The following is a 25,170-nucleotide window of genomic DNA, read 5'->3' on the forward strand; positions in this document are numbered from 1 at the left end:
GTGAACCGATGTCGAACAGAACGATCAGGCGACGACCCGGGTGCCCGGGCCCTCGCCGGCGAGCAGCTCGAGCCCGCCGATGCGCACTTCGCGCACGCCCGCCTTCGCCGCCCGCGCCGCCGCTCTGAGCTTGGGCGCCATACCTCCCGAAGCGACGCCGGAGCTGATCAACCCTTCCACCTCCTCCACCTTCACCTCCGGGATCACCGTGCCGTCGCGCAACACCCCCGGGATGTTCGAGACGAGCAAAAACCTTTCGGCGGCGACCCCGGTGGCCACCGCGGACGCCGCGTCGTCGGCGTTCACGTTGAGCGCCCCTCCCTGCGGCCCCCGAGAAACCGGGGATACCACCGGCACATAGCCACTCTCGAGCAGGGAGAGGAGGAGCTGAGGGCGGACCTCCCGGATCTCGCCGGTGAGTCCCAAGGCCCCACCCTGCGCCGGCTCGGCCCGAAGCAATCCCCCGTCCTCACCCGAGATCCCAACCGCCTCGACGCCAGCCCCGATCAACAGAGCGGCCAGCCGCTTGTTGACCAGGCCCGACAACACCATCGAAACGACGCGGAGCCCCTCCGGTGTGGTCACCCGGAGGCCATCGCGCCACTCCGGCTCCGCCCCCAGAGTCCGCTGCAGCTCGGTCACCTCCCGACCGCCCCCGTGCACCACCACCAGAGGGGTGGTCCGGTGGGCCACGATGCGCGCCAGCCGCTCCAGCCAGAGGGTATCGTCTATCTCGTTGCCGCCGATCTTCGCGACGGTGACGGAACTCAGCATGGCAGCCCGAGGGTCTCCTCCAGGCCGCACATCAGGTTCATGTTCTGCACCGCCTGCCCCGCCGCGCCCTTCAACAGGTTGTCGATGGCGGCGACCAGCACCAGCATGGGCACCTCTACGTCCGCGACGCCGGTCACCCCCATCGATACCCGATTGCTGTCCACCGCGTCGCGCAGCGTCGGCATGCGATCCTCGAGCACCTCCACGAACGGCTCGTTCGCGTATGCCTCCCGCCAAAGGCCGATCGCATCGGCCGGCCTCACCCCCTCCGCCAACGGGAGGTAGGTGGTCTGGAGGATGCCCCTCCGTACGGGAGCCAGGTGCGGGGTGAAGACCAGCTCCGGTGCCTTGCCCTGTGCGGCCAGCCCCACCTGGTAGCGTATCTCGGCTAGGTGCCGGTGCACGTTTCCGACGGCGTAGGCGCTGAAATCCTCCGCGATCTCGGCGAAGAGCAGGTGCCGTTTGGGCGACCTGCCCGCACCCGTTGCCCCGGAGGCGGAGTTGATGATGATCGGCGCGGTCCCGGCGAGGCCCGCCCGCGCGAGGGGCGCCACCGCCAGGATGGCGGCCGTCGGGTAGCAACCCGGATTGGCCACCAGCCGCGCTCCACGAATACTTTCACGGTGTAGCTCCGGCAGACCGTACACCGCCCGTCGCGTCCACGCCGGAGCGTTCGCTTTCGGCACCCGCAGGTCCGCCGAGAGATCGATCACCCGCGGCCCGGCTTCCACTGCCCGCTCCACCCACTCCAGAGAGAGGCCGTGCGGCAGACAGGAGAACACCACGTCACAATCCCCGAGCGGAGCCTCCGCGGCGTGAACGAGTGTCAGATCCGGAGCCGCGCGATCGATCGCGCGCAGCGGCTGACCCGCCTCGCTCTCCGAGGTGGCGAAAACGATGCGCGCCGCCGGATGACGAACCAGAAGCCGAACCAGCTCCCGACCCGTGTACCCGGTCGCGCCCAGAATGCCGATACGTTGGACAGAGTCGCTCATCAGGCGTTGAAAGCTAGTGACCTGCAATGAATTGTCAACCAGCCGAATGAAATTCCATTCATTCGGGCACACGGTCGCTTGCGGGTGTGCGTGGTCGGAGCCATCGTGGGGGCGATCGGCTTCGACCCAGGATACGGAAGACAATGCAATACTACTTCGGCTCGCACACCAGCGACAACGGCGGGATCGACATGGCCGTGCGGCGCGCGGCGGCCGCGGGCATGAGCGCCCTCCAGATCTTCACCGCGCCGCCGCGCTTCTATGGCGACCGCTCGGGCATCCGTCCGGAGCGGGTGGAGCGGTTCCGCACCGCCCTGAAGGAAACGGGGATCGACCCCCGCAAGGTGGTGGTGCACGGGGCGTATGTGCTGGGGGTGGCGACGCCGGAGGACGACAAGTGGGAGCGCGCGGCGGCGGGTCTGGCTAAGGAGATGGAGCGCTCGACCACCCTCGGAGTGGGCGGGGTTTGCTTTCATCCCGGCTCAGCGGGGAAGGGCTCGGTAGAGGAGGCGACCGCCAGGGTGGCGCTGGCGATGAGCCGCGCGCTGCAGGGTGTGAAGGGAGAGACCCGGCTGCTCGTCGAGAACACCGCCGGCGCCGGCCGTACGGTGGGTCGGACGGCGGCAGAGGTGGGAGCCATTCTCCGGGCCGTGCCGCCTGCGCTCCGGCCGCGCGCGGGGTACGGCCTGGACACCTGCCATCTCTTCGCTTCCGGGTACGACCTGCGCGAATCGCCCGAGGCGCTCAGCCGCGTTCTGGACGAATTCGAGGAGGAGACCGGTGAGCCGCCCGCCTTCTTCCATCTCAACGACAGCGAAGGGGAGCTCGGCTCCAACCGGGATCGGCACACCCTGCTGGGCAAGGGCAAGATCGGCCTCGAGCCGTTCCGATGGCTGCTGGCGGATCGACGAGCCCGCGGCGTCCCCCTGATCCTGGAGACCCCTCAGAAGCATCCGGAAGTGGCCCCCGACGATCCCACTCCGGACCCCTGGGATGTGGAGATGTTGCAGCTTCTGCGGGAGTGGGTGGGGACGCCCTGAAAGGCGGAAGCGCTCAGCCTCCCGCCAGCTCCTCCAGGCGGCGGACGATCTCGGGCAGGTGCTCGGGCTCGCGCAGGATCAACAGGATCTGGTCATCGCCAGCGATGGTCCCGACGATCTCCGGCCATTCCTGCCAGTCGATGGCGACCGCCACTGGCTGAGCCCCGCCGGTCAACGTCTTCACGACCAGCAGGTTGCCCACGCCGTCCGCGCCGAGGTAGAGCGCGGGTAGCAGGCGGGAAAGAGCGGGGGTCGGATCGGTGACGTGGGCGGGGACGGTATAGACCGAGCCGCCGTCCTCGTCCGGCATCTTGATCAGGCCCAGCTCGCGGATGTCGCGGGAGAGCGTGGCCTGGGCGACCTCGAATCCTCGCTCGGCGAGACGTTCGCGCAGGACCTCCTGCGAGGGGATGCGCTGGATCCGGACCAGGTCGAGAATGGCTGCGTGTCGCTGGGGCTTCACGGGACGCGGCGAGCGGTGATGGGTTGGCTGCCGGAAGCTAGGATCCCGTGCAGGGGCGAGCAAGTCTGGCTTTCCTTCCCCCTTCCCCTTTTGCCTACGCTTCTTGGTTTGTTCAGTTCGCCCCATCGTCGTCCCCGCCGAAATCGTCGCCGATCGCGGAGAGGGTCAGCAGCAAGGCGCTCTCTTCAGTGGCTGTAATGTCGTTCGCGTCGCCCGGACCGAAGAAGAGGAGCTGCCCGGCGCTGAGCTCCTGGTCCTCACCGGCGGCTCGGAAGCGGATGTGCCCGGAGAGCACATGGAGCGTCATCGGACTGTCCGCCTGGTGCGTGGCGATCACGTTCCCTTTCGCCATGGCGACGAGCGTGACCCGCAGCCGGCCAGACTTCGCCAGCGTTCGACCCGCCCGCCCGCTTCGTCGGTAGGCCTCTTCCTGCCGTAGCTCGGCAAGCTGGTCAGCGAGATCGAAGATCAGGTTGGGAGCGGTCAGCGGGCGATTGATCGATGACATAGGGTCTCTCCACGCCGTCGGTTCAGGTTGGAGCTGCCCGGCCAGTGCTTGCAAGGAGCCGGCCGGAGGCGGCTCCGTAGGCCCGTACCATCAGTACCAGTACGTCAGCCCGACGTACCATCGCCCCTCTCGATCTCCCGCCGTTGCGCCCACGGGCTCCAGGCGTTCGACGGTGATCGCATCCTCGAAGAAGCTCAGCCCCACCCCGAGGGAGGAGCGGAAGCCGTCGGTGGGCACCGAGCCCAGTCGGCCCAGTTCGTCGCGCAGCCCGTCGTTCACCCGGGTCCAGCCGCTCTCCGCCAGCAGCACCAGCGCCGGCCGCAGAGGCGGGATGAGAAAGATATCGACACGCCCCAGTGGCTGCGTGGACCGGGGCGGCAGACCTACGGTCACCCGACCGCGCGCGAGCAGGGCGGTCGATCCGCCGAACTCGTTGCTCTCGTAGCCGCGCAGTCCCTCCAGCGAGCCGAAGCGGAAGAGCCGCTGGGGCGGGACGGAACCCCAACTGTGCCCGCCATCGATCCGGGCCGCCGCCGTGATGGGTCCGAGCTGATAGCGAGCGCTGCTCAAAGCCCACAGACGCTGATACCTGAAGTCGCCGAGCCCCGCCTCGCCGCTGAGGCGAAACACCAGGCTTCTTCCCATCCCGAACGCACCCGGCCCGAGCGAGTACCCGGCCGATCCCTCCACCGCCACCTGGTTGCCCGGTTCGATTCCCGCCAGCGGGCCGAACTCGTCGGCCGTGCCGAACAGGTAGCGCGAGGTGTTCACGGTGACCGAGTCGTGGCGCTCGTACCGCGCGCCGAGGCGGCCATCCCACCGCCCGTGACGGACGGAACCGAACAACTCGACCCCGGTTGCGTCGTAGTAGTCGCGCTCGTCCGAGCCGAAGAGCAGCGCCGGGAAGGTGTAGATCCATTCCCAGTCGTAGGTGGGCCGGAATGGCTGAATGTCGATCAGCCGGCGATAGGCGGAGAGGCCGAATCCGAAATCGCTGACACCGGCGCCGGCCCGCGCGACTGGTTCCCCCCAGAGGAGGCCGACCTCGCCCCGGGCGGTCGACTCGGCGAAGGCCCACCCCGCCGTACCATACACCTGCCACGGCTGACGCTGCGGATCGGACGGCAGCAACCGGGCGCCCACGCCCAGGAAGGGTCCCTCCACCCGGTTGTAGCGGAACAGGTGACTGCCGCGCTCGAAGTGAAGCCCGACCGTGGGTCCCGCGTTCTCCGACCGGGCCGCGGTGGCCGTGGCGAGCCGCAGGTCGGCAAAGTCGTCCATCGAGTAGCGTCCCGCATCTTCGCCCACCTGCGATCGCCAACCCACGAAGGCCTCCGAGGCCGGCTGTAGATTCCAGCTCAGCTGCTCGCGTGGCCCTTGCGGTTCCCATCCGGTGTTGAGGTCATAGTCGATCCACTGGCTCACGACCCGACCGGAGATCGCCCCTCCCAGGACCTTCGATTCGAAGATGACGTCCCGCCGCTGGCGATAAGGGAGCCAGTAGCGGCCCTCCCAGAGGCCGTTCTCCAGCTCCACAAAGGTGCCGATTTCGGCCACCGAAGAGGGCACCTCGCTGCCTCCGCCGACGAAGCCCAACCTAGCCCTGGCGACCGCCCCGCGATCGGCGTCCAGGTAGAAGGTTCCGACGACCAGGAGGTCGTCCTCGCGCGCACGACCCCCACGGGGGCGTACGGAGATGGGGATCAGCGTGATCAACTCTTCCTGCACCCGCAGACGCACCGGCTCCAGCGCGTCGTAGCGGTAGACCTCCGGACCTCGCTGACCGAAGGGGTTCACCGCCCTCCGCCCGGCGAAAGGCGTGAAGATCTCGATCCCGTACAGGTGCGGAACGATCCAGGGGTCCTCCATGATCGTCGCGAGCGTGTAGGGCAGCGGGATCAGCACGCGCGCCCGATGCCCCTTCACCTCCTGCCGCACGAATTCCCCTCGGTGCCACCGCACTTCGGAGACGACCTCGTCCACCGTGGCAGGAAGGTCGCCTCCTCCCACCGAATCGGTGGCCAGGGTGATGTACATCGAGGTCTGCACGTCCGCGCGGTAATCCAGCAGGTCTGCTGGAATCTGACCAGACTGGCCGATGGTGAACTCGACCAGGGCCTGGGTTTCCGGCGAATCGAACGACGGAGGAGGGAGGGTGTCGATTTGCTGGAAGAGGAGGGCCAGGGCGGCGGCAACGATCATCGGCTGCGTTCCGGTCGATTGAGCAAGAGAGATCGCGGCGATCGCCGCAGTCGAAAACCCCGCTGCGCCCCGGCAATCCCTGCGCCATCCTCAGCGGTACCCCGACGCAATCAGCGCCTCCGCGATCTCTCCTGGTCGATTGGTGATGATCGCCGCGACGCCCTCGCGCGCCAGCGTGACCGAGTGAGCGGGGTCATCCACTGTCCAGACCGCCACGGCGTACCCTTCCCGGCGCACGACCTCGATGGTGAACGGCGAGGCCTCATCGACCCGCAGGCAGACGCCGTTCACTCCGCAATGGGCCGCTCGCTCCGCTACCGCTTCGTTCCAGCTCTCGGCCACCAGAAAACGTCGCACTGAGGGAGCAATGCGTCCCAGCTTGGTCAGGACCGCATCGTCGGACGCAGAGAGAAAGCAGCGTTCGGTGAGACCATGATCGCGAAGGATTTCAACGACGGTCTGCTCGGATCCGCCCGCCCTGATCTCCACGTTCAGCCACGATTCCGACGCCGCGGCCCAGGCCGCCACCTGTTGCAGGTCCGGAAGGCGGGCCCCGGTGAGTTGCTGCAACGCGGGCCAGGTGATTCTGGCTACCTCCTCGCGCCGGCCGAAGGTCCTTTGGAGAGTTCCGTCGTGGATGACCACCGGGACGCCGTCCGCAGCGATGCGGATATCTACCTTTACTCCGTCGGCGCCCTGGGCACGGGCGCGCGCCAACGACTCCAGTGTGTTCTCCAGAGCCACATCGGGAGCTCCTCGGTCACCAAGGACTAGAAGCCGCGGAAAGGGTTCCATCGCTTTCTCCCCAGAGCCTGGAAGTCGAGCGCGAGGCAGGCCTGCGCGCGCGTTTTTCAGCGATCCGGATCCTCGGGGCCACCCGGTACGGCATGCGAGTTGCCGAAGGCACCGCCATTCCAAGCAGCCGGATCGTCCGGAACAGGACCGACGGTCCTGGCCAGTGCCCTCGCAAAGGAGATCACATGTTCCGCAACAGAATCCTTCGTGCCCTTCCAGTTCTCGCAATCTCGGCGGCTTTCGCCGCATGCACCGCCGAAGTCGAGGAGGAAGGTGATCTCCCGAACGTCGAGGTCACGGATGAGGGCAACCTTCCGGAAGTAGACGTCGATCCGGCCGAGGTCGAGGTGGGCACCGACACCCAGCAGGTCGAGACCCCGGATATCGACGTCAACCCGACCGAGGGCAACGATCCCTGAGCCGAGCGGCTCACGGTAAGGATCAGGTCGGATAATCCAGAGGCGTCGGGAGCGAATCGAAGTCGCCCGATTCGCTTCCGGCGCCTTCGCGCGTCGCCGCTTCCAGAGCTGATGTCAATCGCAGAAGTTGATGTGTACCGCTGGCACTGACCCGTCAGCGTGCTAACCCCCACAATGGGCGTGCCACCAGTATCCCGGTAGACGACCGAATCGCGGCTACGTACTCAGGTACCGTGCTCCGGGTGATTTCCACCACGCCGCCCGACAACGGAGCGTGGAGGACACGCAGTACCCCGCCGTCGTCGCGGTAGGCGAAGGCGGAGTGCGTTACATCCAGCCCTTCGATCGAGGTCGCGAACGCCAGCACGTCACCGGTCTCGATCTGCGTCTCCACCGCGGCGATGCGGTCGGTCGGGACCACCCAGCGCGGCTCGTCGTCGAGCGTCCGCTCCATCGCCTCGATCTCGGCCAGAATCTCCGGGTACGCGAGCGCAGGGTACGAGTCGGGGTGTGAAGACATGAATCGTAGGGGCCGCGTGTCCGGACGAGCGCCGAGCTCCTCTCCCAGTAGCCTCACCAGGCCGCGGCGCTCGTTGTCGCTGAGCCACTCGCTGAAGTAGTGGAGGCGACTCGTGTAGCCCTCCCGCTTGCCCCCGCGGTAACGCATCCGTTCCATCTCCCGCGCGAAGGCTTGCCATTGCACGGGACCCTCCGCGTGCGCCACTCGCCCGATGGCGAGACACGATTCCACCAGGGTGACGCAGTCGAAGCGGTCCAGGTGGAGGGTGAGCGGCTCAGCCCGCGGCGGACCGTCCGCCACGCGGATGTACTGCTCCAGCGTATATGGTTCGTATGGAGTGCCGGCGGCCAGCTCCCCTACCCGCGTGGCGGCCCTACCGGTGGAGTCGTCAGCGTCGACCAGCCCTTCCTCGCGGAGCACGCCCGCCCAGCGGATCAGCCGCTCTTCGTCCTCGGGCGACGGCGGTGGCGTGAAGGGAGACTCGCTGAGCGCGGGACCGGCGCCGTCGGTCGCCGCGGCGGCGGAGCCCTCGCGCCCCCCTTCCAGACAGCCAAGGAGTGGCGCGGGGATGGCCATCGCCGAGGCAAAGCCGATGGCGTTTCGCAGCAGGTCGCGTCGCGAGAGGGTCATGGTCGGTGGTCCGCTGTGATATGATCGGGTGAGTCACCACGCGAATTGTGGAAGGTGGTCGAATGCTGGCGGCGGAAGGGAGTGCCTGGGAATCGGCTCAGGTCGTAAGCGAATCCAGGGCTGCATAGCAACGTGACGCCTCCGAAGAAAGGCGGGCGGCCTCGTCAGGATCACCTCGCTGGATCGCGCGCGCCGCCAGGCGATCGCATTCCACGCGAGCCGGGTCGTCGCTGGGAGGCACCGCAGGGGGAGCGTTCCCTCCACAGGCGCAGAGAAACGCAGCACCGAATACCCAGACGGGCGGTCTAATCATGGCAAACCGTTGGTCTGCGAATCGATAGGACAGTCTCGTCTCGCAGGTTCCCCGTTGACGCACGCCAATCGCGTCAGCATACTTCACACAGAGCGGCGGGGTCCCGATCGTGCAAACCGCACGCGGCTTGCCAGGGCAGCCGCCGCGCGTCGGCCCCGGCGCCGATGGGTCCGAGCACGAGTAGACGCGGGGTGTCCGCGGCTTCCGCTGGAAGCGCGGCGGGCATCCCGCCGATTTTGGAGAACGTCGTTCCGCAGCCGTACGCGGGCAGTCGGCAGTCGGGGCGCCACGAAACGCGAGCGTCCCGGGCGGGCATCTGGAGCTGCCAACCCCGCGGGCCTTGCTTTCATTTCAGGCAGGAGGCGAGGCATTGGAACGAGTTTACCCCGTCGATAGCGTCGACCAGATCTTCCCGCGGTACCGCGACACCCCCGTCAGCCGACTCCTGGAGTACCATAACCTTCGCAGACCTCACGATCAGTACACACAGGCCGAGCTGTTGATCGGCATGTGCATGGACAACCGGAATCACCTGAGCATTCCGGACAACTTCGCGTACATCCTTCGGGCCGGGGGGGCGAACATGCGCCCGTCTGAGTTCAAGGTGTCGTACGCGATCGCGGTGGGTGGTGTGCGGGCGATCGTCCTTATCGGCCACAATCACTGCGGGATGGTCAACCTGATGGCCCGCGAGCAGGCGTTCGTGGATGGCTTGGTGGAGGCGGGGTGGGACCGCGGCGCGGCGGCGGAGCACTTTCACCACTTCGCACCCATCTTCGAGATCGGCAGCGAGATCGACTTCGTCTGCGCGGAAGCGAACCGCCTCCGGCTTCGCTACCCCAAAGTGCTGGTCGCGCCGATGCTCTACAAGGTCGAGGAAAACAGGCTCTACCTGATCGACGAATAGGCTGGAGGAGGCCGCGCCCTCTTGCCGCCACGGCCGGAGGACGCGCAGCGGAACGCCCCTGAAGCGAGCAGGCGGCGCTCGGTGGACGGGGCGCGAAGCGCGGAGGGTTCTGGCGGCGCGGACGTGCTGCCGGACAACCTGCCGGGACAGCTCGCACGATGATTCTCACCCCGGAGCGCAGCGCTCTGCGCCCCGGACACGTATGCCCGCTTCCCCCTGGTGCCCATCCGAAGGGGGAAGCCGCAAGACTCACCGCGGGAACGAGCATGACCAAACCTCAGTCCTTCCTGACGCCCGAGCAGCTGGAACAGATCCGGCAGGAGCTGCAGCGAAGCCTGGCCCGCCTGGAGCGGAGCATGAGATCCAACGGCGCCAGCCGGACGCCTGATCTCGATCAGTCCGCCGTGGGGCGCCTCTCCCGCATTGAAGCGCTCCAGAATCAAGGCATGACGCAGAACCTGCACGAGCGCGAGCGGCTGCAGCTCGAGCAGGTGCTGAAAGCCCTGGAGCGAATCGAGGACGGGACTTTCGGCTACTGCGCCGACTGTCGGGCCCCGATCCGCTTCGAGCGCCTCCTCGTCTTTCCCGAGACGCTGAACTGCGCCGCCTGCGGCAGCGGAAACTGACTCTGCGGTCACCCCCCGTTCCGCGCCATCCGGTCGTCTGTTAACTTCCGAGGATGCTGCAGCGCATCTTGTCGGTCTGGGTCTGGGCGGTCACCGCGATCATTACGATTCTGTGGCTGCCCTGGCTGGCGCTCATCTACGCCGTGACCGTCCCCTTCGATCCGGGGCGGTACGTGGTCGGCCGCTGGTTCAGGAGGGCGGCGGTGGTGGCTGTAGCTCTGAATCCACTCTGGAAGTTCCGCACATCGGGGGTACGGGTCACTGATCCGCGACGGCCCTACGTGGCGGTCTCCAATCACGAATCGCTGGCGGACATCTTCCTGATCAGCCATCTCCCGTGGGAGATGAAGTGGCTGTCCAAGGAGTCGATCTTCCGCATTCCCGTCATGGGCTGGATGATGCGGATGGCCGGCGATATCCCTGTTCGCAGGAACGAGCTGAACAGCCGCGCCCAGGCGCTCGAGGGCTGTCGCGAGCGACTCCGGCAAGGCGTTTCGGTGATGATCTTCCCGGAGGGAACCCGCTCCCGTACCGACGACCTCCTGCCGTTCAAGGACGGGGCCTTCCGGCTTGCGATCGAAGCAGGGGTTCCGATCCTGCCGCTGGTGGTTGCGGGGACTCGCGGGGCGATGCAGAAAGGTTCGCTGGTCTTTGGTCGCGCCGTCGCCGAGGTTCGCGCGCTCGAGCCGATCTCCACGGAGGGGTTGACGGTCGCCGACGTGCCGGCCCTCCGCGACCGTGTGCGCGACCTTATCATTGCCGGGCGGGCGCAACTCCGTCGCGAGCTGGAGGCGGCCGAGCGGCCGCGCCTCTCGGGTGCTCCGCGCAGCGCCTGAAGCAACGGTCTCACCGCCACCCTGTCACCATACCCATGGGCATCCGGATTACCCAGGTCGATGCGTTCACTGACCGCCCGTTCACCGGGAACCCGGCGGCCGTGACGATCCTGTCGGACATCCCTTCCGATTCGTGGATGCAGGATGTGGCGCGGGAGATGAACCTCTCCGAGACCGCCTTCCTGCTTCCCCACGATGACGGTTTCGATCTGCGCTGGTTCACGCCCACCGCGGAGGTCGATCTCTGCGGTCACGCGACCCTGGCCAGTGCGCACGTCCTCTGGACCGAGGGGCACCTATCCCCCGGCACACCGGCGCGCTTCTACACCCGCAGCGGGCTGCTCACCGCGCGGCAGGATGGGAACTGGATCGAGCTGGACTTCCCGCTCCTTCCGGCGCGCGAGTGTCCGGTGCCGGATCACCTGGTGGAAGCCCTCGGGGTGGTGCCTCGGTGGGTCGGCGCCAGCCAGTCGGATCTGCTGGTGCTGGTGGACAACGAGAAGCAGGTGCGTTCCCTCACGCCGGACTTCTCGCTCCTGCGCCGCATCGATGTACGCGGGGTGATCGTGACCGCGGAAGCGGTCTCCGGCGGGAGCGATTTCGTCTCGCGATTCTTCGCTCCCCGGGTGGGGATCGACGAGGACCCGGTGACCGGGTCCGCCCACTGCACGCTTGCACCCTTCTGGGAAGAGCGGTTGGGCCGGATGGGCTTGATCGGATATCAGGTGTCCGCACGGGGCGGGAAGGTGCGGACGCGGGTCCGGGGGGATCGCGCTATCCTCGCTGGGCAAGCGGTTTCGGTGATGCAGGCGGAGTTGCTCTGAGGCCTCGATGTTCTGCTGAGCGAAGCGAAGGACCTTCGTGCCGGCCTCCGGCGGGATCCTTCGCTGCGCCCGGGCTGACAGGGTCGGGTCCCCCTACAGCCTGGTCACTTGCCTCGCCAACCTACCCCGCTTCTATTCGCGCTCCTCCCGCCTCCGCGTGCTCGCTAGCCGCCTCGTCCCCAGCGCACCCAGCACCAGAACCACGCCGCTGAGCCACGCAAAAGGGCTCACCTCTCCCTCTGAGCGGGGCTGCTCGGTAGCCGGAGTGGCCGCCAGGGGAGTGCCGACTCGCTCGAGCGACGCCATGGCCAGCCGGGCCGCCTCCTCACGCGCCTTCTCGGCGGCCAGGGCCGAGTCGCGGGCAAGCAGGGGCTTCACGTACTCCGCGTACCGGTCGGGGAAGAGCGCGACATGGTAATGCGGTGGGTGGCGCTCCCGTGTCACATCCAGCACGCCCCGCGTCTCGAGGCCCAGCAGGGCCGATTCCAGCCAGCTACGACAGTCCGCCCGGGAGCTCACTCGCAGGTCGACGGCGATTCCGGCGGGGTGGACGGAGAGCGGGTGCGAGTTCCTTGGCTGTTCGGTGGTGGGGCGTACCAGACTGGTCACGACCAGCGGCTCACCGCAACCGTCCTGATACTGTTCGGCGAGTCGCTCCAGAAAGAGCTTCATCTCCGGCCGGCCCACCGGGTACGACACATCGTCGTCTACCTGCAGTGGGCCGGTCGGCTCGATCCGTACCAGGTACCCCTCCTCGACGAACCGCTCGACCTGGTCGGCGGTTCTGATGAAGCTGAATTCGTTCGCTTTCGCGACGCTGTTCTGACGGACCATCGACGCGGGCGATCCCGCGAGGGTCGCTCGCTCCATGGCGACGCACGGAGCGGCGATCGCCAGCAAAAGCAGAACGGTGAGGAGTACGGTACGGTTCATTACTGCACCTTCCGCGAACGTAGGATGACAGCGCCGCGGCGGGCCGTTCGCGCCTTCGCCGCCGCGGCTGGATGATCCGGTGGAGTTGTCGGGAGTCGACCCCTTCTACCGGCTTTCTGTGCTTGATGTTCCAACTAGTTGATCGGCATCGGGTTGGCTCGGCTTTAACCGGGGGCGTCTCCAACGCGCTCTTCCTCCGGACCCACGAGCCAGCGCGCGCGAACTCGAGCGACTACTTCGCCGCTTCGATCCCTCACGATGGTCTCGAACTCGTATTCCGCCCGCTGGGTCGTGTCCGGCAGCTCGATGCGCGCTTCAGCCGTCAGCGTGCCGCGCCCCTTCTTCAGGTAGTCGATCCCCAGCGACATCAGGATCGCGCGAGCGCCCGAGGGGAGACCATAATTCAGAGCGAGCCCGCCCGCCACCTCCGCCAGGTTCATGATGGCGATGGCATGAATCGAGTTAAGGTGGTTGCGCACGCGTCGACGATCCCGCATGGACACGCGCGCATACCCGTCGGAAAGCGCCTCCACCCTCGGTCCGATCGTTCCGGTGTACGGCACGAAGCGGCCGAGGAGACGGCTGAAAATGAGATTGCCGGCTGGCAAGCTGTTGGTTCGTTGCCAGAGCGAGCGGATTGAATTGGAACTCATGAGTTTCGCCTGCGGCGGGCTTGTTCGGGGGGCAACAGTCCGGGCGGGGTCGCTCTCCCCGGAACGTTGCCCTTTCGTCGCGCGACCCCATCCAGACTGCTACACCCCGTGGGGGGATAATATGTGTCAATAGGTTTCTTGCCCTGTTGATCGTCGCCGCTCGGGTGAAGGCGCTCAGCGGGAGCCCACGCGCTCACCCATTCTCGAAGAGACGAGACCCCTTGTCGCGACTCGGAGGTTGCACGCCTCGCAGGTCCCGGGTAGGGCCACATCATTCCGCGGGCAACATGTAGTGAACATTCATAACTGCGGGGTGTACGAGGTCAGGCTCGCAAGTACGCGTCGGTGCGAGCCTTTTTGCGTCGGGAAGAGGCGCCCCGGGGGCGCCTCCTTTGTTCCCGCCCTGCGATGGACCCGGAAGTGAGAGCCCGGGCCGCCACACACAAGGATACTGGATGACATTCGAGGAACTCGGGCTCGCGCCGGAGCTGGTGCGGGCCGTGAAGGAGCTTGGCTACGAACTGCCGACGCCGATTCAGGCGATGGCGATCCCGGAAGCACTCGCTGGCAAGGACGTACTCGGTCGGGCCCAGACGGGCACGGGCAAGACCGCAGCCTTCATGCTCCCCATCATTCACCGCTTGCGCGGCGGAGACGGACTCCGCGCGCTGGTACTCTGCCCCACCCGAGAGCTGGCCATTCAGGTAGCCGAGTCGGCCCGCGATTACGCGAAATACTGCGAGATGTGGGTGGGGTGCATCTACGGGGGCACCCCGGTGCAGAAGGACGTCCGCGATCTCCGGGCCGGCTTCGACATCCTGGTCGCGACTCCCGGCCGCCTGATCGATCACCTGGAGAGGGGGAACGTGGACCTGTCGGAGCTCGAGGTGCTGGTTCTTGACGAAGCCGACCGGATGCTGGACATGGGCTTCCGCCCGCAGATCAACGAGATCCTGCGACACGTTCCGAAGAAGCGACAGACTCTCTTCTTCTCAGCGACGCTTCCCAACGACGTGAAGTCGCTCGCCTACGATTCGCTCCACAACCCGGTCTCGGTAGAAGCGGCGCCGCACCGGACCACCGCCGAGGGGGTGGAGCAGTTCGTCTATCCGGTCGACGGGCGAAAGAAGACGCAGCTCCTTCTGGAGCTGCTGAAGCGCCCCGGCATGGATTCGGTGATCGTCTTCACCCGCACCAAGGTGGGCGCTGATCGGGTCATCGCCCAGTTGGAGCGCGCCAACGTGAGCGCGGTGGTGATGCATGGGGACCGCGGAATGAAGGAGCGGGTCAAAGCCCTCGACGACTTCCGCGAGGGACGTGCACGAGTGCTCGTCGCCACCGACGTGGCTCAGCGAGGCCTCGACGTGGAGGGGATCTCGCACGTCATCAATTACGATGTCCCGCAGGATCCCGACAGCTACGTCCACCGCGTCGGACGGACCGCGCGGGCGGGGCAGACGGGCGAGGCGATCACCTTCATGTCGCCCGCTGAGATCGGTGAGGTGCGAGCGATCGAGTACCACATCGGGCGCGAGCTCCCCAAGGTCGAGCTGGAGGGCTACGGCTTCGGTCTCACCACCGAGGACCGACCCTTGCCGACGCTCGATCGCAAGGCGGTCCGGGCCAGTCGGGGCTTCCGGATGGGTTCGCGGGCGCGCAAGGAGCTCAGCCCCGAAGAGCTAGCGGCTCTGCTCCAGGTGGGCTGAGCGCGCTACCCCGATGGATCCGCCTCACGGGGCGGATCTCCTCGTGCTTGCGCCGGGCACGGTTAATGAAGTGCTTCGGACGCCATGACTTACGCATCGAACGAGGAGCTCTTCCCCGTCTGGCGGGAACCGCGCTCGATCTGGGAACGAAGGGGTTTCAACCCGCGGCAGCAGCGCTACCTCACCCTGGTGATGGTGGCGATCACCCTGCTGCTCCTTTCCGGCTGGATCTACGCCACCATCCACGCAATCGAGACCGGTGGCGTCCCCTCCATCGCGCGGCGGATCAGCCAGCAGCCATCACTCCTTTCACGGAATTCTCCTGCCCCGGCCACCTTCCTGCTCGAGGCCGCCATCAACGCGTTCACGGACTGGGAGGAGCGCTTTCGAGGAGAGAGCGGCCAGGTGCGTATCGTCGTGCAGGAGCCCGGGGACACGCTCCCGCTCCCCGATTCCGTTCCCTCCGGCGTCGAGATCGTCTATGCACCGGTAGAAGCGGTGGACTCGATGGGCGCGATAGCCGGCAGCAGCCGGGCCGCTCGCAGCGCCCCGCCATCCTCTGCCGGCATCTGGGCCATCCTTGCCCGCGCGCGCGACGCGTTGCGACCGGTCTCTGATCTCAACCTGGTCACCCTGGTCCCGGCCAGCGAGCTGAACGAGGGGAGGATCGGATCGTACCGGATCGGCTCCTGGCCGCAGGAATCGGGTGCATATGTCCCACCCCGTGGCTTCGTGCGGGTAACCCCGGAAAACATGAACACCCGGGTCTCGAAGCACGTCCGGCTCGCGGACCTGCTCACCAAGGGGCAGGAGGATGTCTGGCCGAAGTACGTGGTGGTCTCGCCTCGCGCGCTCGACAAGGTGGAGTTGACGATCCAGGAGCTGGAAGGACGCGGGCACCCGGTGGACAACATCTTCGTCATCAGCGGTTTTCGAACGCCGTGGTACAACGAGACCGGCGGCGATACCAGTGGGCGAGGCGCTCTGTCGCGGCACATGTATGGCGATGCGATCGATTTCGCCGTCGACAACGACCGCGACGGCAGAATGGACGATCTCAACGGCGATGGCCGGGTGACCGTCGCCGACGCACGCGTAATCGCGGCCGCCGCGGAAGAGGTCGAAAAGCGTTACCCGGAGATGATCGGCGGGATCGGCATCTACGCGCCCACGGGAGCCCACGCGGGCTTCGTGCACCTGGATACCCGGGGCTATCGGGCGCGCTGGTAGGCGCGCGGTCGCGCGGACGCCTTGGCCTCACACCAGGGATCGAGTGGAAGGAGTAAGCATGGACGAACGCGCAGAGAGGTCGGGCCACAGCGCGCGGGAGTTCCCCGAGGACAGCCTCGACGAGCGCAGATCTCAGCAGGGTCCGGGCGGGACGCCTCCGGAGGCGACGGTTCGCGACGAAGACCTGGAGCCGCACGAGGGCCTGCGGTACATCGCCCGATTGTTCAAGGTTCTGGCCGTGTTGCTCCTGCTGATGCTCGTCTTCGAGGTGGTGATCGGTCTGGTTCAGCGGGGAGGGGACGCTGTCGCTACCCTGGTGGTGGAGGCGACGCGCCTGATCGTCTTCGCAGGTTTCCTATGGGGAGCCGGAGACATCGCCCTGATGCTGATCGAGTCGAACCACGACCTGCGCGCCACGCGGATCCTGCTCGGTCGCCTGAACGCGAAGATGAAACGACTCACCGACATCGAGCTCGACGAGCTGGAGCAACGCGCCGCCAATCCGTCTCTGCGACACCCACGCGGCGGGGATTGAAGAACAGCGGCCTGCCAGCGACTCAGCGCTGGCGCGCGATGGCTTCCAGCGCCGCCTCGACCATCTCGTCAACCCGCGCGGCGCGCCGCAGATGGTGGTCGACCATGAACGAGAAGATCACCTCCTCCCCACCCGCCGTTGTCAGGTAACCCGAGAGGGTGCGCACCCCGGTGAGGGTTCCCGTCTTCGCCCGCACGTTGCCACGCAGCGGCGGCTCTCGCATCCGTTCGGCGAGGGTCCCGTCGATCCCCGCAACCGGCAGCGCAGCCCGCCACTCCTCTCTACTCCCCGTCCGGTCCATCGCCGTCAGCAGTCCCACGAGCAGACGCGGGGATACGAGGTTGTAGCGAGACATCCCCGAGCCGTCCGCCATTCGCAGCTCGTCGGCAGCGAGGTTCCACGCACGCAACAGGCTGTCCACCACCGCCGCTCCGGCCTCCGCGGTCGCCTCGCCCTTCAGCTCGCGCCCGACCGTGAGCAGGAGGCTCTCCGCGATCTGGTTCTGACTCGGCTTCATCATCCCCGCCAGGATCTCGGAAAGTGGGGGCGATCGATGAGTGAAGAGCAGCGCCTCCACCACGCCGGTTCGGTCTACCGGCCACTGGTCTGCCGGGAGTGCCGGCCCCTCCACGGCGACACCCACCTCTCGCAGGGTCTCGCGCAGGGCCGTGAGGAAGTAAGCGGTCGGATCGCGTACGGCGAGGCGTAGCGTCACCGCGGTCGTGTCGGCGGGCAGGGATCCCTCCACCGTGACCCCCGGACCCGAGGGGTCGCGGCGCAGAGTGAGCTGGACCTCGCTTCCTGGCGGCGTCGTGCGCGTCAGATTGTAGATTCGTACGTGCTGCGTTGGCGGGTCCACGATCACGACGCCAGGTGACCCGACGTCGCGGCTCGGCACCACCTGAAGGGTGGCGATCCCCTCGTTGAACTGCAGCCCTCCGTACTCCGCCGCGTAACCTTGATCGAGGTCGTCCCAGGCCCAACCGGCACCCAGCGTCGGCCCGGGAAAGACGCTGTCCACACCGACGATGCCGCCCTGGATCCGAGTGATCCCCCGCGCACGAAGGGAGTCCGCCCAAGCGTAGAAGACTGCACGGGCGTCGGCGTAGAAGCGCCCGGAGAAGGTCGGGTCCCCGCTGCCGCGAACGATCAGGTCGCCCCGCAATACCCCGTCCCGAACCTGCCCGCTGGCCCACACCGTGGTCTCGAAGCGGTAGGCGGGACCCAGCGTCGCCAGCGCCGCCGCACCGGTCAACAGCTTCTGATTCGACGCAGGAAGGAAGACCTCGCTCGCATTCCGCTGGTAGAGCGTGTCGCCGTCGGTGAGCGAGACTACCAGCGCACCAATGTGCGCGTGCGAGAAGGCGGTGTCGGAGAGGATCGAATCGATCTGCGCCGTCAGCCCCTTCTCTCCAGCGGGGGCGCCAGATCGAGCACTCAGCGGCGCACAGGCGCCCGCAAGCGCGACGAGCACGGCGATCAGGCTGCCGTGCAGCGACGCGCGCCAGCCTTGTTGCAGAAGATGACGGTCCGCGCTTCTCTCCACGCGGCGTGTTCCGCTTCGCCGCGGTGCCACCATCGAGCCGCTCACCCGGCTAGCGCCAACAGTTCGGCGGTGTGCAGCGCCCTCCGGCCAGCACAGAAGTCGGCGATCTGAGAGCGGCAGGAGAAGCCGGGCGCCACCACGATTGCGTCCGGAGCGCCTCGCACCGCAGGGAAGAGCACCCGCTCACCGATGGCTTTCGAGATCTCGTAGTGCCCTTCCTCGTACCCGAAGGATCCGGCCATTCCGCAGCACCCCGAGTCGAGAATCCGGTAGTCGAGACCTTCCACGCGGTCCAGGAGGCGTCGCGTCGGCTCCATCCCCACCAGCGCCTTCTGGTGGCAGTGACCGTGGACGATGGCCTGCCGCTCGAGTCTCCCCGGCGCGTAGTCCGGCAGGGAATCCAGGAACTCCTCGAGGGTGTAGCTGTTCTCCGCCACGACCCGGCCGCGCTCGCGCCCGATCAGATCGGGGAGCTCGTCGCGGAAGGTGAGGACACAGCTGGGCTCCAGCCCGACAAGGGGGACGCCGCCCTCCATCTGCGGCGCCAGCGTGGCGACCAGCTCGCGTTGCCGCCGCTTGGCCTCGTCCAGCAACCCTTTTGAAATGTTCGGCCGTCCGCAGCAGACCTGACGCCGCGGCAGCTCCACGCTGAAGCCCGCACGCTCCAGGACCCGCACCGCGGCGTGTAGCGGCGCGGGGTTGAAGAAGTTGTGGAAGGTGTCGTCGAAGAGGATCACCCTGCCACGCGGGGCGCTGCGACTGCGGGGAATCCCCCGGAACTCCTCGCGGAAGGTGCGAGGGGCGAGCTCCGGCAGCTTGCGACGCTGATCCGTGTGCGACACCCGCTTCAAAAGCGGTCCGACAAGCCGATTGCCGAGGTTCGCCAGCCCCGGAGCCAGACTTCCAAGCCGTGCGAGGTCGTGGATCTTCCCCGCGAAGAGCGCCGAGGGTGGGATACGCCCCGTCGCGCGGTAGTGCTGCGCCAGGAACTCCGACTTGTACCGCGCCATGTCCACCCCGACGGGACACTCGGTCTTGCACGCCTTGCACTCCAGGCAGAGGTCGAGCGCCTCGAGCACTTCCTCGCTCTTCATCCCCGGAAGTCCGCCCTTCATGGCCTCCCGCAGGCTGTTCGCCCTTCCCCGAGTCGAGTGCTCCTCCTCCAGGGTGACCATGAACGAGGGGCACATGGTGCCCGCGTCGAGCTTGCGACACACCGCCATGCCGGTGCACTTCTCCACCGCCAGGTCCCATCCCCCGTCGGCCGAGTAGTCGAAATAGGTTTTCGGAGCGAACGCGGAGTAGCCCTCGCCGAAGCGGAGGTTTTCCGACATCCGCTGCGTTGGAGGGACGATTTTCCCCGGGTTCATGCGTCCCTGCGGATCGAAGATCGTCTTCACCCTCCGGTGGAGGTCCATGATCTCGGGGCCAAACATCACCGGCAGGAACTGCGACCGGGAAAGCCCGTCGCCGTGCTCGCCCGAGAGGGACCCGCCGAACTCAACCACCAGTTCCGCCACCTGCTCGGCTATCGCCTGCATGCGACGCACGTCCTCACCCTGCTTGAGGTTGAGGTCGACGCGGATGTGCAGACAGCCCTGGCCCGCATGTCCGAAGAAGCCGAGGGTCGTGCCGTTGCGATGCACGATCTCCTCGAAGCGCCGCGTGTAGGCGCCCAGCTTTTCGGGCGGGATACCTGTATCCTCCACGAACTCGTGAGGCTTGACGTCCCGGCTGGAGGTCGTGCGATAGAGCAGGCCCGTGGCGGCCTGGCGCAGCGCCCACGCCGCCGTCTGGTCACGGGGGTCGAGGTAGACCCGCGCCGAGGGAGACCCGGGCAGGCTCGGCGCCCGGGCGGCGAAGTCCTGAGCGCGCGCGGCCACCTCTTCGGGTGTGTCACCGGAGAACTCGCAGAAGAGCACACCCAGCGCGTCCGGCGCGGCAAAAGCGGCGGCCGGCCGGTAGTGGATGATCTCGCGCGCACCGCGCAGCACGCGCGAGTCCACGATCTCGAGCGCAGAGAGCCCCGGCTCGGGAAGGATGGCGGGGATGGCGTCCATCGACGTCCATCGCTCGGGGAAGGAGAGAAGCACCAGGCTGCGGGCGCGGGGCAGGGGCACCAGCCCGAGCTCCGCCTCCAGGATGGTGGCGAGGGTGCCCTCCGACCCGACGATCAGCTTCGACAGGTTGAGCTTCTCTTCCTCGAGCAGCATGTCGAAGTTGTAGCCGCTGACGCGCCGTGGGACTTTGGGGTAGCGCGCCAGAATGCCATCGCGATGCGGCTCGAGCAGCGACATGACCTCCCGCGCGATCTCGCCCTCCCGGCCTGGCATGGTCGCCACCGCGCCCCTCTCGACGGGCTTGAAGTGCAGGCACTGCGTGTCCGGGAGCATGCACTTCAGCGAGTGCACGTGATCGCCCGTCTTCCCGTAGACCAGGGAGCGCGAGCCGCACGAGTTGTTCGCGATCATGCCGCCCAGCGCGCACTGCCGGATGGTCTGCGGGTCCGGACCGAAGTGCAGCCCGTACTTCGACGTCGCCCGATTGAGGCGGTCGAGCCTCACACCCGGCTCGACGACGGCGATTCGACGATCGGGATCGATGGAGAGGACACGATTCATGTACTTCGCGAAGTCGATCACGATGGCTTCGCCGATCGACTGTCCCGCGAGCGAGGTGCCTCCCCCTCTGGGCACAAGGGGCACGTTCGCCTCTCCGGCGAGCCGCACCACCGTCTCCACATCCTCGGCGTCACGGGGGATGACGACTCCCATCGGTACGATCTGGTACAGGGAGGCGTCGGTGCTGTACATCAAACGGGTATGGGTATCGAAGCGCACCTCACCGCGGACGCGCTCGCTGAGCGCTCGTTCCAACCGCGCTGCGTGCGAATCGTTCTGGATGACTGTCAGCATGTTCGGCCGTCGGGTGCCGGCAGGTATCGGAAATGGGCGAATCGGTAAAATACGCCTTCCGCGCCGGTGCGCGATCCCCCGGGCCGGAAGAACAACGCAGTGTGCCCGCCGACCTCGTTGTGAAGCCATTCCTTACAAAGCCGGTGTGAAATACCGCCTGGAGGTGCGGCACCCGGGAGGGGGTCGTCGTGTACGAATCATCATCCCCCATGCTGGAGCCTTCTGATGCACGTGTATCTGCGAGACGAAGCGGTCGATCTGGAGATGCGGTTGGTGGACGCCGAGGGTCTCGTGCCCGAGGGGTCAGACCTCGTGCCGGTGGCTTTCCACGTTAGCGGGCGGGCGCAGCCCAGCTTCCGCGCCCTGCTCCCGCCAGACACGGTTGCGGTGCTGCGGGACGCGCTGACCGAGCCGGTCTCCCTCGGTGTTCTGGCGGAGGAGCCGGAGGATCCGGACGCGGAGATTCAGGCGATGGTGGGGCTGGCCCTTCCGATCAACCCCGGTGAGCTGGGCGAGATGGCTGGAGAGGAGGAAGAGTCCGAGCCGTGGAAGGCGAGTGCTCCGGATCCGGACGCCTGGCGGGGCGAGGATGCCGCCCTGGAGGCCGAGGAACCCCCTCGCACCGCGCTGCTCGCCTTCGCCCCTCTGGTTCGCCTGACCCGCAAGTTTCCCCACGATTTCGGCGAGGAGCTAGCAGACCTGCTGGAGGCTGCCCTGTCCGGCGCGACCCGCCCCGTGCTGGAAGCGCGGGTGGATCGCATGCTGGGAGATCTGTGACGGAGCTGGTGGCCGGTAGGTAGCATGCCCGCAGGCTTCACTCCGCTTCATCCGCTACTGTCGGGCCCGGTACTCGCGAATTCAGCCTCCTGGCGACCGGGCTCGGGCTGTTAGAGATCGTGCTCCGCTCGCGTTTCGCCCCCAGCCCGACGGGCGATCTTCACCTCGGAAACGCTCGCACCGCGCTGCTCGCCTGGCTGCACGCACGGGCGCTCGGGGGCACATTCGTGCTGCGGGTGGAGGATCTCGACGAGGGACGAGTGCGCGAGGGGTTCATCGAGCGACAGCTCGAGGACCTGCGATGGCTGGGACTCGACTGGGACGAGGGGCCGGATGTCGGCGGTGACTTCGGACCCTACCTGCAGTCCGAGCGGCGGGGGCTTTACGAGAAGGCGATCGCCGGGCTGGCGGAGAAAGGGTTAATCTACGAGTGCTTCTGCTCGCGGAAGGAGATCGCCGCGGCGGCCAGCGCGCCGCACGGCCCCCAGGACGAGGGGCCGATCTACCCGGGGACCTGTCGGGAGCTAACGCCGAGTAAGGCCGCTTACCTCCGGAGCACGCGCCCCGCAGCGTTACGCCTTCGCGCGCCGGATCGCACCATCCGCTTCGTCGACGCACTGCACGGAGAGCAGGCGATCCACGGGCGAGAGGAGATCGGCGATTTCGTCATCCGCCGACGCGACGGGATCGCAGCGTATCAGCTCGCCGTGGTGGTCGACGACGCGGCCATGCGCATCTCCCACGTCTTGAGAGGCGCGGACCTGCTCACCTCCACCGCCCGTCAGCTCCTCCTCTACGAAGCGCTCGGCCTGGAAGCGCCTGAATGGATCCACGTGCCCCTCCTGCTCGGCCCGGATGGGGAGCGGCTGTCAAAGCGGCACGGTGCGGTGTCCCTGCGGGAGCTGCGGGAGAGGGATGTGGCGCCTGAAGAGGTGGTGGGGTGGCTGGCGTGGACATCGGCTCTGGCGGACCGGGGTGAACACACTACCCCGGCCGCCCTGGTCGACCGCTTCTCTCTCGACCGCATCCCTCGCGAACCTACTCTCCCTGATTCACTTCCCTGGGGTTGATCCTGATTCACTTCCCTGGGGTTGATCGCCCCCGCTCCTGCAATCCCGGCTACGCCCATTCCACCGGTGGGGACCCGCGGCTCCAAGGGCATAATCCCTCGCTACCACCCCTTCTCCGATCCCGCCGTCTTCCGCCAGTGGCATCGCCGACCCGACCCCTCAGCTCGCGGCGGCTGCGGGCAGCCCGCCGAAGCGGCGTTCGCGACGCGAGTACTCCTCCACCGCCATCGACAGCCGGCGAACGGAGAAATCCGGCCACAAGCACCGATCGAAGTAGAGCTCGGCGTAGGCGCACTCCCAGAGCAGGAAGTCGCTGAGCCGCTGCTCGCCCCCGGTCCGGATCAGCAGGTCCACCTCCGGAGCCGGATCGGAGTGGCTGACTTTCTCGATGAGGGCGGTGAAGGCCTCCCTATCGAGGTGGGCCGACGTCGCGCGGCAGGCGGCCGCGGCCTCGACCAGCGTGTCGCGGGCCGAATAGTCGATGGCGATACGCAGGTGTAGGCGATCTCCCCCGGCAGTCTCGGCCTCCGCCGCCTCGATCGCCTTCCGCAGCACCGGTGGAATCCGGTCGCGCCGGCCGATCACGTCGAGTCGAACACCGTTCTGCACGCACTTGGCGGTTTCGGACGCCAGGTATGTGCGGAAGAGGCGCATCAGGGCAGAGACTTCCCGGCCCGGCCGCTTCCAGTTGTCGGAGGAGAAGGCGTACAGGGTCAGCGTCCCGATTCCGAGTCCCGGTGCCCCTTCAACGATCTCCCGCACGACCTTGGCTCCCTCCCGGTGGCCGGCGATCCGCGGCTGCCCGCGTCCCACTGCCCACCGCCCGTTCCCATCCATGATCACCGCCACGTGGAGACCGGGAAAGCGCGTCGTCAAAGCCCTTTGCTTCATAAAGTCCGTTGGCGAAAAAAAAGGATCAGCCTTCGCGAACCGCCTGAATGAGCGATTCCATGTGATCGAGGTATTCTTCCAGAGCCTTCCGTCCCCGCGCCGTGAGCCGGTATTCGGTGCGAGGCACCCGCCCCTCGAAGGATTTCCGGCAATCGATGTAGGCTGCCTCCTCCAGGCGCCGCGCGTGAACGCTCAGGTTGCCGTCCGAGGTGTTCAGCATGCCCTTCAGGTCGTTGAAGGTCAGCGATTCGTTGACCGCAAGGGCGCTCACGATTCCGAGCCGGATCCGCTCGTGGATCAGGCGGTCGAACTCCGGGGGAGAAGCATCCCCCGCGCCGCCGGGTTCGCTGAAGAGCCGGACGGGCCTTGGCCCCTCCGCCGAAACCGCGCGTTGCTTAGCCACCGTACCTCCTCGCGATGAGCACGCCGAAGAAGATATGTAGACCTCCAAAGCCAAGCGCCATCAGAGCATCTCCCCAGCTCGCCGGGAGCAGGAGTGCCGCCGTGCCCAGAAGCATGAAGCTGAGCCCCATCACCGGGACGATCGAGACGGAGAACGCCCCCGCCGCCATGATGCCGGCGCCGAAGAGGAGCATCCACATCCCGGGAAGGGGCTGCAGGATTCCTTCGCTGAAGAGAACGGCGGTCAGCACCGCGCCGGCTACCAATGCCGGGGAGAGGGAGAGCGCCACCTTGCGCCCCGGTCCCGAGAGTAGCGGCATACCGGCCGCCCGGGCTTTGCGCGCAACGGAGTACACGGCAATCGCCAGCGCGAGGATCGCCTCCACACTCCAGGTGGCGAGCCACCCCGCGGCCGAGGGAGCGCGGGCAGCCACCGGCGCCGCCAGGAGCGCAGTGACGCCGAGCGCCACCACGCCCCATCCCGAGACCGCGGTGAAGCTCCCCGCCCGCTCCATCGTCTCGCGAATGAAGCGAAGGTTGTCCATCGCCCGGTCGTGCAGGGCGACCGGCTCCGGCTTGCGGGGAGGTAATGGGTGAACGCTTGCCATGGTTCCTTATCCTGATGGTGAGCCGCCCCGATGTCAAGTGCTTTACCGCACA

25 protein-coding genes are annotated in these 25,170 nt (G+C 67.2%); 11 read left to right on the top strand and 14 right to left on the bottom strand.

Annotation, left to right across the window (positions count from 1 at the left end; genetic code table 11):
* Positions 1 to 24: 24 nt before the first annotated feature.
* Positions 25 to 774, bottom strand: a complete 750-nt coding sequence (gene argB, locus VF167_01260; protein HEX6924029.1) for an acetylglutamate kinase — start codon at positions 772 to 774, stop codon at positions 25 to 27.
* Positions 768 to 1,769 carry an N-acetyl-gamma-glutamyl-phosphate reductase gene (argC, locus tag VF167_01265; protein HEX6924030.1) on the bottom strand — a complete coding sequence of 334 codons (1,002 nt, stop codon included), beginning with the start codon at positions 1,767 to 1,769 and terminating at the stop codon, positions 768 to 770. Before argC ends, argB begins: the two co-directional genes overlap by 7 nt.
* A 143-nt stretch (positions 1,770 to 1,912) precedes the next feature.
* On the opposite strand from argC, the gene VF167_01270 reads away from it, so the two are divergent.
* Positions 1,913 to 2,809 (top strand): deoxyribonuclease IV, encoded by an 897-nt coding sequence (locus tag VF167_01270; GenBank protein HEX6924031.1) that lies wholly within the window; start codon positions 1,913 to 1,915, stop codon positions 2,807 to 2,809.
* A 13-nt stretch (positions 2,810 to 2,822) separates the two neighbouring features.
* Here VF167_01270 and VF167_01275 read toward each other — a convergent pair whose 3' ends face one another.
* The 4 genes from VF167_01275 to VF167_01290 all read right to left on the bottom strand — a co-directional run bounded on the left by VF167_01275 (position 2,823) and on the right by VF167_01290 (position 7,026).
* On the bottom strand, positions 2,823 to 3,272 hold the full coding sequence (locus VF167_01275; protein ID HEX6924032.1) for a hypothetical protein: 450 nt from the start codon (positions 3,270 to 3,272) through the stop codon (positions 2,823 to 2,825).
* A gap of 112 nt (positions 3,273 to 3,384) precedes the next feature.
* The gene (locus VF167_01280) at positions 3,385 to 3,780 is read right to left on the bottom strand and encodes a cupin domain-containing protein (protein HEX6924033.1); all 396 of its coding nucleotides are present in this window, start codon (positions 3,778 to 3,780) and stop codon (positions 3,385 to 3,387) included.
* Between the two features lie 90 nt (positions 3,781 to 3,870).
* Positions 3,871 to 5,982, bottom strand: a complete 2,112-nt coding sequence (locus VF167_01285) for a hypothetical protein (protein HEX6924034.1) — start codon at positions 5,980 to 5,982, stop codon at positions 3,871 to 3,873.
* Between the two features lie 90 nt (positions 5,983 to 6,072).
* Positions 6,073 to 7,026, bottom strand: coding sequence for a glycerophosphodiester phosphodiesterase (locus tag VF167_01290; protein HEX6924035.1), 954 nt, complete (start codon positions 7,024 to 7,026; stop codon positions 6,073 to 6,075).
* Between VF167_01290 and VF167_01295 the strand changes: the two genes are divergently transcribed.
* Positions 6,963 to 7,196, top strand: a complete 234-nt coding sequence (locus tag VF167_01295) for a hypothetical protein (protein HEX6924036.1) — start codon at positions 6,963 to 6,965, stop codon at positions 7,194 to 7,196. The two genes, VF167_01290 and VF167_01295, sit on opposite strands and share 64 nt — an antisense overlap.
* Positions 7,197 to 7,350: 154 nt before the next feature.
* Here VF167_01295 and VF167_01300 read toward each other — a convergent pair whose 3' ends face one another.
* Positions 7,351 to 8,346 carry an N-acetylmuramoyl-L-alanine amidase-like domain-containing protein gene (locus tag VF167_01300; GenBank protein ID HEX6924037.1) on the bottom strand — a complete coding sequence of 332 codons (996 nt, stop codon included), beginning with the start codon at positions 8,344 to 8,346 and terminating at the stop codon, positions 7,351 to 7,353.
* Positions 8,347 to 9,029: 683 nt separating this feature from the next.
* Between VF167_01300 and VF167_01305 the strand changes: the two genes are divergently transcribed.
* The 4 genes from VF167_01305 (at position 9,030) to VF167_01320 (ending at position 11,852) form a co-directional block, all read left to right on the top strand.
* On the top strand, positions 9,030 to 9,566 hold the full coding sequence (locus VF167_01305) for a carbonic anhydrase (protein HEX6924038.1): 537 nt from the start codon (positions 9,030 to 9,032) through the stop codon (positions 9,564 to 9,566).
* Between the two features lie 266 nt (positions 9,567 to 9,832).
* Positions 9,833 to 10,192, top strand: a complete 360-nt coding sequence (locus tag VF167_01310; protein ID HEX6924039.1) for a TraR/DksA C4-type zinc finger protein — start codon at positions 9,833 to 9,835, stop codon at positions 10,190 to 10,192.
* 53 nt (positions 10,193 to 10,245) lie between these two features.
* Positions 10,246 to 11,028, top strand: coding sequence for a lysophospholipid acyltransferase family protein (locus tag VF167_01315; GenBank protein ID HEX6924040.1), 783 nt, complete (start codon positions 10,246 to 10,248; stop codon positions 11,026 to 11,028).
* 35 nt (positions 11,029 to 11,063) lie between these two features.
* Positions 11,064 to 11,852: a PhzF family phenazine biosynthesis protein gene (locus tag VF167_01320; protein HEX6924041.1), complete on the top strand. Its 789-nt coding sequence runs from the start codon at positions 11,064 to 11,066 to the stop codon at positions 11,850 to 11,852.
* Between the two features lie 132 nt (positions 11,853 to 11,984).
* Here the strand turns inward: VF167_01320 and VF167_01325 are convergent, their stop codons facing one another.
* Positions 11,985 to 12,785 (bottom strand): DUF5715 family protein, encoded by an 801-nt coding sequence (locus tag VF167_01325; protein HEX6924042.1) that lies wholly within the window; start codon positions 12,783 to 12,785, stop codon positions 11,985 to 11,987.
* Between the two features lie 164 nt (positions 12,786 to 12,949).
* Positions 12,950 to 13,438 (bottom strand): hotdog fold domain-containing protein, encoded by a 489-nt coding sequence (locus tag VF167_01330; GenBank protein HEX6924043.1) that lies wholly within the window; start codon positions 13,436 to 13,438, stop codon positions 12,950 to 12,952.
* 455 nt (positions 13,439 to 13,893) lie between these two features.
* Here VF167_01330 and VF167_01335 point away from each other — a divergent pair, with 455 nt between their 5' ends.
* From VF167_01335 to VF167_01345, 3 genes are all read left to right on the top strand, one after another.
* Positions 13,894 to 15,144: a DEAD/DEAH box helicase gene (locus VF167_01335; GenBank protein HEX6924044.1), complete on the top strand. Its 1,251-nt coding sequence runs from the start codon at positions 13,894 to 13,896 to the stop codon at positions 15,142 to 15,144.
* Between the two features lie 84 nt (positions 15,145 to 15,228).
* Positions 15,229 to 16,374, top strand: coding sequence for a hypothetical protein (locus VF167_01340; protein HEX6924045.1), 1,146 nt, complete (start codon positions 15,229 to 15,231; stop codon positions 16,372 to 16,374).
* Positions 16,375 to 16,432: 58 nt separating this feature from the next.
* The gene (locus tag VF167_01345; GenBank protein HEX6924046.1) at positions 16,433 to 16,909 is read left to right on the top strand and encodes a hypothetical protein; all 477 of its coding nucleotides are present in this window, start codon (positions 16,433 to 16,435) and stop codon (positions 16,907 to 16,909) included.
* 22 nt (positions 16,910 to 16,931) lie between these two features.
* On the opposite strand, the gene dacB is transcribed toward VF167_01345, so the two are convergent.
* Entirely contained in the window at positions 16,932 to 18,455 is a 1,524-nt protein-coding gene (gene dacB, locus VF167_01350; GenBank protein HEX6924047.1) for a D-alanyl-D-alanine carboxypeptidase/D-alanyl-D-alanine-endopeptidase, read from the bottom strand.
* Between the two features lie 41 nt (positions 18,456 to 18,496).
* Positions 18,497 to 21,370, bottom strand: coding sequence for an FAD-binding and (Fe-S)-binding domain-containing protein (locus VF167_01355; protein ID HEX6924048.1), 2,874 nt, complete (start codon positions 21,368 to 21,370; stop codon positions 18,497 to 18,499).
* A gap of 225 nt (positions 21,371 to 21,595) precedes the next feature.
* On the opposite strand from VF167_01355, the gene VF167_01360 reads away from it, so the two are divergent.
* Positions 21,596 to 22,147, top strand: a complete 552-nt coding sequence (locus VF167_01360) for a hypothetical protein (GenBank protein HEX6924049.1) — start codon at positions 21,596 to 21,598, stop codon at positions 22,145 to 22,147.
* Between the two features lie 119 nt (positions 22,148 to 22,266).
* Entirely contained in the window at positions 22,267 to 23,217 is a 951-nt protein-coding gene (gene gluQRS, locus VF167_01365) for a tRNA glutamyl-Q(34) synthetase GluQRS (protein HEX6924050.1), read from the top strand.
* A gap of 159 nt (positions 23,218 to 23,376) precedes the next feature.
* Here the strand turns inward: gluQRS and VF167_01370 are convergent, their stop codons facing one another.
* From VF167_01370 to VF167_01380, 3 genes are read right to left on the bottom strand one after another with little or no spacing between them, the layout of a single operon-like run.
* Positions 23,377 to 24,108, bottom strand: a complete 732-nt coding sequence (locus tag VF167_01370) for a di-trans,poly-cis-decaprenylcistransferase (protein ID HEX6924051.1) — start codon at positions 24,106 to 24,108, stop codon at positions 23,377 to 23,379.
* A 25-nt stretch (positions 24,109 to 24,133) separates the two neighbouring features.
* Positions 24,134 to 24,511 carry a transcriptional regulator gene (locus VF167_01375; GenBank protein ID HEX6924052.1) on the bottom strand — a complete coding sequence of 126 codons (378 nt, stop codon included), beginning with the start codon at positions 24,509 to 24,511 and terminating at the stop codon, positions 24,134 to 24,136.
* On the bottom strand, positions 24,504 to 25,118 hold the full coding sequence (locus VF167_01380; GenBank protein HEX6924053.1) for a hypothetical protein: 615 nt from the start codon (positions 25,116 to 25,118) through the stop codon (positions 24,504 to 24,506). The genes VF167_01375 and VF167_01380 overlap by 8 nt, the downstream gene beginning before the upstream one ends.
* Positions 25,119 to 25,170: the final 52 nt, after the last annotated feature.

It is taken from the genome of Longimicrobiaceae bacterium (genome assembly GCA_036375715.1).
Classification (GTDB): Bacteria; Gemmatimonadota; Gemmatimonadetes; order Longimicrobiales; family Longimicrobiaceae; genus DASVBS01.

Bases quoted from the DNA above. Each gene is read 5' to 3' on its own strand.
- VF167_01315 (HEX6924040.1), top strand. From the start codon at position 10,246: ATGCTGCAGCGCATCTTGTCGGTCTGGGTCTGGGCGGTCACCGCGATC.
- VF167_01345 (HEX6924046.1), top strand. From the start codon at position 16,433: ATGGACGAACGCGCAGAGAGGTCGGGCCACAGCGCGCGGGAGTTCCCC.
- VF167_01290 (HEX6924035.1), bottom strand. From the start codon at position 7,026: ATGCGGCGAAAGCCGCCGAGATTGCGAGAACTGGAAGGGCACGAAGGA.
- VF167_01320 (HEX6924041.1), top strand. From the start codon at position 11,064: ATGGGCATCCGGATTACCCAGGTCGATGCGTTCACTGACCGCCCGTTC.
- argC (HEX6924030.1), bottom strand. From the start codon at position 1,769: ATGAGCGACTCTGTCCAACGTATCGGCATTCTGGGCGCGACCGGGTAC.
- VF167_01340 (HEX6924045.1), top strand. From the start codon at position 15,229: ATGACTTACGCATCGAACGAGGAGCTCTTCCCCGTCTGGCGGGAACCG.
- VF167_01335 (HEX6924044.1), top strand. From the start codon at position 13,894: ATGACATTCGAGGAACTCGGGCTCGCGCCGGAGCTGGTGCGGGCCGTG.
- VF167_01325 (HEX6924042.1), bottom strand. From the start codon at position 12,785: ATGAACCGTACCGTACTCCTCACCGTTCTGCTTTTGCTGGCGATCGCC.
- VF167_01300 (HEX6924037.1), bottom strand. From the start codon at position 8,346: ATGACCCTCTCGCGACGCGACCTGCTGCGAAACGCCATCGGCTTTGCC.
- VF167_01370 (HEX6924051.1), bottom strand. From the start codon at position 24,108: ATGAAGCAAAGGGCTTTGACGACGCGCTTTCCCGGTCTCCACGTGGCG.
- VF167_01295 (HEX6924036.1), top strand. From the start codon at position 6,963: ATGTTCCGCAACAGAATCCTTCGTGCCCTTCCAGTTCTCGCAATCTCG.
- VF167_01270 (HEX6924031.1), top strand. From the start codon at position 1,913: ATGCAATACTACTTCGGCTCGCACACCAGCGACAACGGCGGGATCGAC.
- VF167_01285 (HEX6924034.1), bottom strand. From the start codon at position 5,982: ATGATCGTTGCCGCCGCCCTGGCCCTCCTCTTCCAGCAAATCGACACC.
- argB (HEX6924029.1), bottom strand. From the start codon at position 774: ATGCTGAGTTCCGTCACCGTCGCGAAGATCGGCGGCAACGAGATAGAC.
- VF167_01355 (HEX6924048.1), bottom strand. From the start codon at position 21,370: ATGCTGACAGTCATCCAGAACGATTCGCACGCAGCGCGGTTGGAACGA.
- VF167_01310 (HEX6924039.1), top strand. From the start codon at position 9,833: ATGACCAAACCTCAGTCCTTCCTGACGCCCGAGCAGCTGGAACAGATC.
- VF167_01360 (HEX6924049.1), top strand. From the start codon at position 21,596: ATGCACGTGTATCTGCGAGACGAAGCGGTCGATCTGGAGATGCGGTTG.
- VF167_01330 (HEX6924043.1), bottom strand. From the start codon at position 13,438: ATGAGTTCCAATTCAATCCGCTCGCTCTGGCAACGAACCAACAGCTTG.
- VF167_01280 (HEX6924033.1), bottom strand. From the start codon at position 3,780: ATGTCATCGATCAATCGCCCGCTGACCGCTCCCAACCTGATCTTCGAT.
- VF167_01380 (HEX6924053.1), bottom strand. From the start codon at position 25,118: ATGGCAAGCGTTCACCCATTACCTCCCCGCAAGCCGGAGCCGGTCGCC.